The following is a 3,392-nucleotide window of genomic DNA, read 5'->3' as shown; positions in this document are numbered from 1 at the left end:
CGCCACGATACCCCGTCGACCGCCAAATGGTGAATGACGATCAGCAGGTGGTCTCCGTCCGCGCAGCGGAACAATCCGAGCCTCATTAGCGGTCCTTCGCTCAGGCTGATACCGCTTTGGATTTCGGTCGCTTTGGCTTCCACGAGGCCAGCGCAATCCGCCTCCTCCGAAAAGTCGACAACGTCCAGGCTGTAGAGCTCGCCTTCCTCCACCCGGCGGTTCCATGCTTCGATGCCATGTTCCGTCTGACGGAACACCAGACGCAGCGCGTCATGATGCTCTCCGATGGCGCGAATCGCCTGACGAAGCGCCGCTTCGTCGAAGCCCTCCTGGCGGTACAGCATCACCGCTTGGTTGAAATGATGGAGATCCGCCGTCTGCCGCGCGAAGAACCAATGCTGGATCGGCGTCAGCTTCGTCGCTCCGCTCACTTCTCCCTGCTCCGCGATGCGGGAGACCGCTTGAAGATGCGGGCTTAGCTCCGCGATGGTCGGATGCTTGAACAAGACTTTCATTTCCAGCTTATAGCCCGTTTGGAACAGCCTCGAAGTCACCTGAATCGCTTTGATCGAGTCGCCGCCAAGCTCGAAGAAGTTATCGTGAATGCCGATCGTCCCGACACCCAACACCCCTTGCCAAACGGACGCCAGAGCCTGCTCTGCCGCCGTCCTTGGCGCCGCATATGGCATTCCCGTCTGTACGCTTCCTTCCGGAGCCGGAAGCGCTTTGCGGTCTATCTTCCCGTTTGCCGTCAAAGGCATTTGCTCCAGCTGCACGAAGTAGGACGGGAGCATGTAGCCGGGCAGTTCCTGTGCCAGAGCGTTTCGCGCTTCGCTTGCGGTGAGCGCGCGATCTGCCACAAAGTAGGCGCATAGCTGTTTCTGTCCGGTTTCGTCCTCTCGGGCGATCACCACGGCTTCCCGTATCGCTTCCACTTTCGCGAGCTGCGCCTCTACCTCGCCCAATTCGATCCGGTACCCGCGAATTTTCACCTGCGCGTCCATCCGACCTTTGTATTCCAGCGTGCCGTCAGCGCGCCAGCGAACCAAGTCTCCCGTGCGGTAACAGCGCTCTCCAGGGCGAACCGGGCTTTCGATGAACTTCTCCGCGGTCAGCTCTGGACGGTTCAAATACCCGCGTGCGACACCGTCTCCGCCGACGATCAGCTCGCCCCATACCCCGATCGGCAGCAGCTTCATCGAACGGTCTGCCACGTATGCCGTCGAATGGCTGATCGGGCGGCCGATCGGCACCGCTTCCGTCTGCTCTCCGATGATCGGATGAAACGTGGAGTACGTCGCGTTTTCCGTCGGTCCGTATACGTTAATAAGTGCCAATCCGGGATTATCGCGCAGCGCAAGATTGATGTGCGGCACGGATAGGACTTCGCCCCCGACAAACAGCGTCCGCAAGCCTTCAAACATCCTGCTGTCCTGCTGCGACAATTGATTAAAGAGCTGTGTGGTGAGAAACATCGTCGTAATCCCGCAGCCCCGGATCGCCTCCTTCATTTTTTCCGCGTTCAAAAGATCCTCGTTGTGCACGAGATACAGCCGGCCGCCATTCAGCAGCGCTCCCCAAATCTCGAAGGTGGAGGCGTCGAAAACGACAGCGCCCGTTTGCAAAATCCGTGTAGTTTCATTTAATGCAACATAGTTGCAATTTTTCACCAACCGGACTACGTTGCGATGCTCGACCATGACGCCTTTCGGCCGGCCGGTCGTTCCCGACGTATACATGACGTAGGCCAAGTCGCTTGCCGTACCCGTCCAGCCCGGATTCGACCCGTCTTCGGCATAAGCCGTTTCGTCGCTCAGATCGACGACGCTGCCGGCGAAGCTAACCTGCACAAGCTCTTTCCGCTGCGCAAGCAAGAGCTTTGCGCCCGAGTCCTCCAGCAGGAAAGCAATGCGTTCCTCCGGGTAATTGGGATCGATCGGCACGTAGGCGCCTCCGGCCTTCAGGATCGCGACCATGCCTGTGACCAGCTCGATCGAACGCTCGGCCATAATCGCAACAGGCTGATCTTGAACGACGCCTTGGTTCCGCAATGTCCGGGACAGTCTGTTCGCACGCTCGTTCAGCTCACGGTAAGTCAGCGACGCGTCCTCGAATACGACCGCCACGTGATCCGGCGTCCGTGCTGCCTGCTCCTCGAACAACTGCGAGATCGACTTGTCGCGCGGGTAATCGGCTGCGGTTGCATTGAACCGCTCCGCAATCTGCGCTTTTTCCTGCGGCGTTATGATCTCAATCGACGACAATGTCGTCTGAGGCTCCTCCGCAATAACGCCGATCAGCTGTACCAGATGCTGCGCCATCCGCTCCACCGTTTCCTGCTTATACAGCGCAGTGGCATATTCCAGACGGCAGGCCAGCCCATCGGCTTCTTCCGATACCATTAGCGTCAGATCGAACTTCGCCACGTGATGCCCGTGCTCGTACGGCTTAAACTGCAACCCTGCGATTTCGTGCTCCCCCTGCTCCGTATTTTGCAGGACAAACATCGCATCAAATAACGGATTTCGGCTCAGATCCCGTTTCAAATCAAGCTTTTCAACCAATTCCTCGAACGGATAATCTTGATTTTCATACGCCTTTAACGCCATTTCTTTCACTTCCTGCACATACTGCAGGAACGTCTTGTCGCCCGACGGACGATTCCGGATCGCCAGCGTGTTGACAAACATGCCGATCACGCTGTCCAAGTCCGCATGCGGTCTGCCTGCGATCGGAGAGCCGACGATCATGTCTTCTTGCCCTGTATATTTATGCAGCAAAGTCGTATAAGCCGCCATGAAAACCATATATAAGGTCGATCCCGTTTGGGCCGCAAGCCGCTTTAATGCTCCAGTTGCTTGTTCACCGATCGTAAAGGCAACCGCGTTCCCTTCAAAGCTTTGCATCGCCGGTCTTACATAATCCGTCGGCAGATCGAGCACCGGGATGTCGCCCTGTAAAGCGTCCAGCCAATACGCCTCCTGCTTGCTCAGCCGTTCGCCATGTACTTCCGCTTGCTGCCATACCGCATAATCCTTGTACTGAATCCGCAGTGGCGGCAGCTCCGCCCCCTCGTACAGCCGGGAAAATTCCTTAACCAAAGTATCGATGGACACGCCGTCCGAAATAATGTGATGCATATCGAACAATAAGAGATGGCGCTGCTTCTCCAGCTCGAACAGCCCGATTCGCAGCAGCGGTGCCTGCGAAAGATCAAATTGGCGCACGAAGCTGCGAATCCGCTCGGCCGCCTCCTCTTCCCGCCCCTTGGCATACTCCACCGCAAAAGGCACTTCCCGGTGCACCCGCTGGACCGGCTCTCCGTTCATCTTTTCAAAGCTCGTCCGCAGCGTTTCGTGACGCCGGATCAACTGCCGGAACGCTTCCTCCAG

General features: G+C 57.6%; 1 protein-coding gene. It reads right to left on the bottom strand.

Annotated features, from left to right (window positions below; genetic code table 11):
• The coding region (locus tag QJ48_RS33055; RefSeq protein WP_157261832.1) for a non-ribosomal peptide synthetase at nucleotides 1-3,392 on the bottom strand (3,392 nt) is incomplete at both ends.

The organism is Paenibacillus sp. A3 (assembly GCF_001399685.1).
In the GTDB taxonomy this organism is placed as follows: domain Bacteria; phylum Bacillota; class Bacilli; order Paenibacillales; family NBRC-103111; genus Paenibacillus_G.
This window is presented reverse-complemented; position numbering and strand designations above follow the sequence as displayed.